Raw genomic sequence first — 5791 nt, forward strand, 5'->3', positions numbered from 1 at the left:
CTTTTCTTCCCATTTCAACCTCACTGCGAAAAAGTTTTTTTGTCATATTTCTATTTTCGCAGTGAATCCATGTGTTTTCAATAGGTTTTAGTGCGAATTATTTTTACCTGTCAGAACTGAAAACTTTATATTTACATACAAATGGTTTTGTACTAAAATAGTAATCAGAATTCTGCTATTTTACAGCAGTGAAATAGAATATATTGATTAGTTGTTAAGATATATTGCCGGTGATGGGAGGAGAAAATATGAGCAATGTGATAATACCGGAAAACTATCGTTCCTGTTTGTCCAGCTATGAGACTCAGGAGGCCATAGGGACGATCAAGCATCTTATGGAAAAGAAACTGTGCATGGCTTTAAAATTAAAGCGAGTAACTGCGCCTCTTTTTGTTGATCCGGCTTCTGGATTAAACGATGACCTGAATGGTGTGGAAAGACCTGTTACCTTTGATATCCCGGATGCGGGAACCCAGGCTCAGGTAGTACATTCTCTGGCAAAATGGAAACGTATGGCCCTGTACCGTTATGACTTCCATGTAGGAAAAGGCCTTCTTACAGATATGAATGCTATCCGCAGAGATGAAGAGCTGGATAATCTTCATTCAGTCTATGTAGACCAGTGGGACTGGGAAAAAATTATCACAAGAGAAGACAGAAACCTGGAATATCTGAAGAATACAGTAAACCGTATTGCAGGGGCTATCTGTAATGCTTTGGACGAAGTAAAATATCAGTATGAAAACCTGGATACTGAACTTTGTCGAGAGGTCTCTTTTATTACATCTCAGGAATTGGAGGATATGTATCCAGAGGTTTCTCCAAAGGAAAGGGAGAACCTTTATGTAAAAGAACATAAAACTGCTTTTATTATGCAGATTGGAGATTTATTGGCTTCCGGAGAAAAGCATGATGGACGGGCGCCGGACTATGATGACTGGAAGTTAAATGGAGATCTGCTGTTCTGGCATGAGCCTCTGCAGTGTGCTCTGGAAATTTCATCTATGGGTATCCGTGTAGACGAAAAATCCCTGGATGAGCAGCTCACCAAAGCCGGCTGCGATGAAAGGAGAAAACTTCCTTTCCACAAAATGCTTCTAGAGGGAAAACTGCCTCTGACCATCGGCGGAGGAATCGGCCAGTCCAGGATCTGTATGCTGCTTTTGAAAAAAGCCCATATAGGAGAAGTACAGTCCTCCATTTGGGATGAGAAAACGATAAAGGTATGCGAAGAAGCAGGAATTGAGATTTTGTAGGCGAATGGCGGGAGGTAATGGAAATTGAAATTTAAAGAACTAAAGAAAGTGCTTGCTCTCTCCGTTGCAGTGTCCATGGCAGTTCCGGGAAATGTTTGGGCAGCGGCTCCGGGAGACCAGCTGACACCGGAAGCATATGAGGCTGAGACAGGGTATGTCCTGGAAGGTGGATATCATTACATATTAGACGGAAATGGTTATGTGATCATTCAGGAAGATGGCTCTCCAGTGATTGAGGCTGATGTGCAGACTGAACAGGAAGCCCCTGAAGAAGGAGAAGCTGAAACTTTAAGTGAGGGAGAAGGAACCGAGACTCCAGAAGAAGGAGGAGAAGCAGAAACTCCAGGCGAGGGAGAAGGAACCGAGACTCCGGAAGAAGGAGGAGAAGCAGAAACTCCAGGTGAGGGAGAAGGAACCGAGACTCCGGAAGAGGGAGGAGAAGCAGAAACTCCAGGTGAGGGAGAAGGAACCGAGACTCCGGAAGAAGGAGGAGAAACCGAAACTCCAGAAGAGGGAACAGATATACCGGAAGAACCTGTCCAGGAGGAGCCACAGAATGAAACTCCAGAAGCCTATGAGGCCAGAACTGGCTATGCACTGCCGGAAGGATATCAGTATGTCCTGGATGAAAATGGTTATGTGATCCTTCTGGAAAATGGCTCTCCTCAGATTGAAGCAGTAAGTGAGGAGGCGCCTTCTACAAATGAAGAGCTTGTAGCCAATCAGCAGATTGTGGAGCTGCCGGTAATCGTGGAGGACTTCCGATTCTGGACAGTAGCCAGAAAATATGCCTTTGCTGTTGATAATATTGAGATTAAAGAAGAAATGTCCCAGGAGTCTAGAAGTATTGGTAGCCTGTCAAAAGACGGATTGTGCTATATCCTGAAGGAAGAAGATGGATGGCTTTATGTAGAGTCTGGCAGAGTAAGAGGGTTTGTTCAGACAGAGCAGGTAAAGACCGGTGATGAAGCTCAGGAGCTTCTTACCAAATATCAGGAGCAGGCGAAGAAAAAAGCAGAGGATGAGGGAACAGAATATACAGGAATTGAAGGAACAGCACCTATGGCCCAGGAACTGGTGCCATGGATGGAAAACAGTGCTTTCCTCTATCTGAGAGCTACAGTAAATCAGACAGTTGTGGATAAGGATTATGCAGTGACCACTGCAAGTCTTCTGAATGTAAGAGAGGGAAAAGGCACAGATACCAGGATCATAGGTACACTTCCTCAGGGAAGTCTCTGCTATATCCTTGCAGATAAAGATCAGGATTGGGTGTACATAGAATCTGGAGATGTCCGTGGCTTTGTAAGCAGACAGTATATCGTCTATGATGAAGCTGTAAAGGCTGCTGTAGAGCAGACAGGAGAAGAAAACTATACAACAGCAAACAAGCTTGTGGAGCCCAGTGAGAATCAGGCCTGCTACTATACCCTCACTTCTGTGAAGTCCGGAGTTCCCGGAGGAGAAGTGAGAAGCTCTGTTGTAGAGTTTGCCTCTCAGTTTATTGGGAATCCATATGTGTGGGGCGGTACAAGCCTTACAGAAGGGGCGGACTGCTCAGGTTTTGTTCAGAGTATTTATAAAGAATATGGAGTGGAACTTCCAAGGGTTGCGGCAGATCAGGCCCAGTACGGCACTAAGATCCCGGTGGAAGATGCCCAGACGGGAGATTTAATCTTTTATGCAAAAGACGGATATGTTTACCATGTAGTAATTTATGCCGGAAACGGCAAGACTGTTGAGGCAATGGGTTCAAAATACGGCATTGTACAGGGAAACCTGAATACAGCAAATGCAGTGTGGGCAACAAGGGTCCTGGATGATACCAGCTATGTATATTCCAGCGGTGATATTGCAGAAGTAAATGCCACAGAAGATATGTATGGAGATTATCTGGGCAATTACAAACTGACCTATTACTGTTCCTGCGAGATCTGCTGTGATGTAGAGACAGGAATTACCGCTACGGGAACACCTGTAGTGGAGGGCCAGACTATTGCTGTAGATCCAAATGTGATACCATATGGCACACAGGTGATCATCAACGGTCATGTGTTTACCGCAGAGGACTGCGGCGGCGCTATTAAAGGCAACCGTATTGATATCTATGTAAATGACCATGACAGAGCCAATGCTCTTGGTGTAAATTACGCAGATGTATATCTGGTAAAATAGTCAAATGGACATGTAAGCATATCTGCCTGGCTCGTTGTTCGCGGGAAGAAAAATATAGACGGAAAAAGGAAGGATTCAGGAAATAAACCTGGCTCCTTCCTTTTGTATATGTAATATTTTTTTATTGGATCACAGGGATAGATAGTCTCTCCAGACGTAACCGGTCTTTCCTTCGTAGATTACCCGGTACCAGCCGTTGGCGCAGATTCCTGTAACAGTTACAGAGTCGCCTCCGTCTAAAACCCCCAGGATTTCTGAACCACTCAGGGCATCAGCACGAACGTTGACAGAACTGACCACATAAGCAGTCTGGCGAGTGGATTCTACTTCAACGCCGCTGTCAGGAAGATCCTGGCCAGCGTCTTCTTCATCTTCAGGGGATACCATGCCTCCTGCCTGGGCGATGTCTTCCTTGGCCTTTTCTGCCAGGCTCATAACACTGGAATTGTCATCCTCTGTAATGATCCTGCGGACTCTCACATTGCTGGTATCTGTACCGTCTATTCCGCCTACATAGACCAGAGTCACCTCATTGCCTGGAATAATTCCATTGACACATTGGATTTCAGCAGAGGAACAGTCTTCAAAGGAAAGCTTCTGGCCGTCTTCTGTCTCAATGGAAACCTCAGAACCAGTATAACTGGTAAGAGTACCAGTCATAGAAGAAGAGACTGCGTCCAGCTCTGCCTCCTCCTTTTCCCGGGAATTCTTTTCACTGCAGGCAGAAAAAGAGAGTAGGATGGATAAGGCGGCCAGTAGTGATAAAAATTTCTTCATGAAAATACCTCCTGTTTCAGACATTATATACATTGACAAGGGTTTTATGCCAGCATTCGTTTTTCCAGATGTTTTTTGAAGATCAGCAGAAAGGCGATAGAAGACATTACAGCGCCGATTCCGTCGGCCAGAGGCTGAGCATAGAAGGCGCTTCTGGCTCCGAAGAATATTGGCAGGACCATAGTAAACAGCATATAGTCTCCTTTCCGGAATACAGAGAGGAACAGTGCGGTCTTGCTTCGTCCAAGGGCGGTAAAGCCGTCTACAAACACATACTGGAAACTAAGGGGAATGATCATCATGGTAAATACCCGGATACCCCATACGCAGAGATCGATCTGAGCGGGATCTCTGGTGAAAATGCTGATGAAATATTCAGGAATCGTTCTGGATACCAGGAACATAATTGTGGTAAAGCACAGGCAGAGAAGAAGGATGTATTTCTCTGCAGACTTAACTCTGGCAATATTTTTGGCACCATAGTTGTAGCTTAAGATCGCCTGGGTTCCGCTGGAAATGCCCAGCATAGGGCCTGTGATCAGCATCATATAACTTTGGACGATGGTGGCGCAGGTAATGAGAAGATCTCCTTCTTTGGGGCCGCCGTAAGTCTGCAGCACTGTATTCAGCACGATCAGGATTACGCTATCCGTGGCCAGAATCAGAAAGGGGGAGATTCCCAGGGTCAGGATCCGGCTTACGATTACAGGAGAAAAGTATTTTCTCTTCAGAAGCGTTATCTTTATGGGTATCTTTTTTCCAGTGAGAAAGCGGAAGGCAAATGCACAGGATACAAACTGGGCGATCACTGTGGCAATGGCAGCTCCTGCCACGCCCATGTGAAATCCAAAGATAAAAACAGGATCCAGCACAATATTTGTCAGTGCGCCTATGATAACCGTCATCATCCCCACACCGGGAAAACCCTGGCAGGTAATAAAATAATTCAGCCCCACTGCCATAAGGGCAAAAAAGGTGCCAATGGTATAAATGGTCATGTAAGAATCTGCATAGGGAAAGGTGGCAGGGCTGGCGCCGAACCAGTTCAGCAGATAGTCTTTGACCAGCAGAAAAATAAGAGTCAGCAGGGCTGAAAAAATTACCAGAAGAAGAAAGCTGTGAGCCAGTATATTTTCTGCCTGTTTTTTCCTGCCCGCTCCCATCCGCATGGCCATTAAAATAGAGCCTCCCAGACCTATAAGGGTTCCGAAGGAAGTCAGGAGGGTAACGATTGGCCCGCATACCCCCACCCCCGCAAGAGCTACGTCACCAATCTCACGGATGTTTCCGATAAACATGCGGTCCACAGTGCTGTACAATACATTTACAAACTGAGCGATCATAGAAGGGACCGCCAGCTTCAGGACCAATAGGGGAACTTTGTCTTTTCCTAAATCTGTTGTCTTTTTCATTTGTAATGGTTCTCCTTTTCCTATTGATTTTAATACGGATTGAGAGAAAAGAGCTAAATTGAAATTTTAAATTCCAGTGAAGAGGTAAATTCCATCACACTTTATTTTTTACAGATTTTGCAGGAAATTTTTAAGCGGAATCTCCTGTTTTCTGCTATAATTAGCTAAACT

4 protein-coding genes are annotated in these 5791 nt (G+C 45.1%); 2 read left to right on the top strand and 2 right to left on the bottom strand.

Annotated features, from left to right (window positions below; all coding sequences use genetic code 11):
* The first annotated feature begins 248 nt into the window (after nt 1–248).
* Together asnA and B5G33_RS20640 are read left to right on the top strand one after the other, a co-directional pair.
* Nucleotides 249–1256 (top strand): aspartate--ammonia ligase, encoded by a 1008-nt coding sequence (asnA, locus tag B5G33_RS20635; RefSeq protein WP_087274348.1) that lies wholly within the window; start codon nt 249–251, stop codon nt 1254–1256.
* Nucleotides 1257–1280: 24 nt separating this feature from the next.
* The gene (locus tag B5G33_RS20640) at nt 1281–3431 is read left to right on the top strand and encodes an NlpC/P60 family protein (protein WP_242974801.1); all 2151 of its coding nucleotides are present in this window, start codon (nt 1281–1283) and stop codon (nt 3429–3431) included.
* Between the two features lie 129 nt (nt 3432–3560).
* On the opposite strand, the gene B5G33_RS20645 is transcribed toward B5G33_RS20640, so the two are convergent.
* Both B5G33_RS20645 and B5G33_RS20650 read right to left on the bottom strand, forming a co-directional pair.
* Nucleotides 3561–4208: an SH3 domain-containing protein gene (locus B5G33_RS20645; RefSeq protein ID WP_158229664.1), complete on the bottom strand. Its 648-nt coding sequence runs from the start codon at nt 4206–4208 to the stop codon at nt 3561–3563.
* Nucleotides 4209–4252: 44 nt separating this feature from the next.
* Complete coding sequence (locus B5G33_RS20650) at nt 4253–5620, bottom strand: MATE family efflux transporter (protein WP_087418957.1); 1368 nt, start codon at nt 5618–5620, stop codon at nt 4253–4255.
* Nucleotides 5621–5791 lie beyond the last annotated feature (171 nt).

The organism is Blautia sp. An81 (genome assembly GCF_002161285.1).
Classification (GTDB): Bacteria; Bacillota; Clostridia; order Lachnospirales; family Lachnospiraceae; genus Blautia; species Blautia ornithocaccae.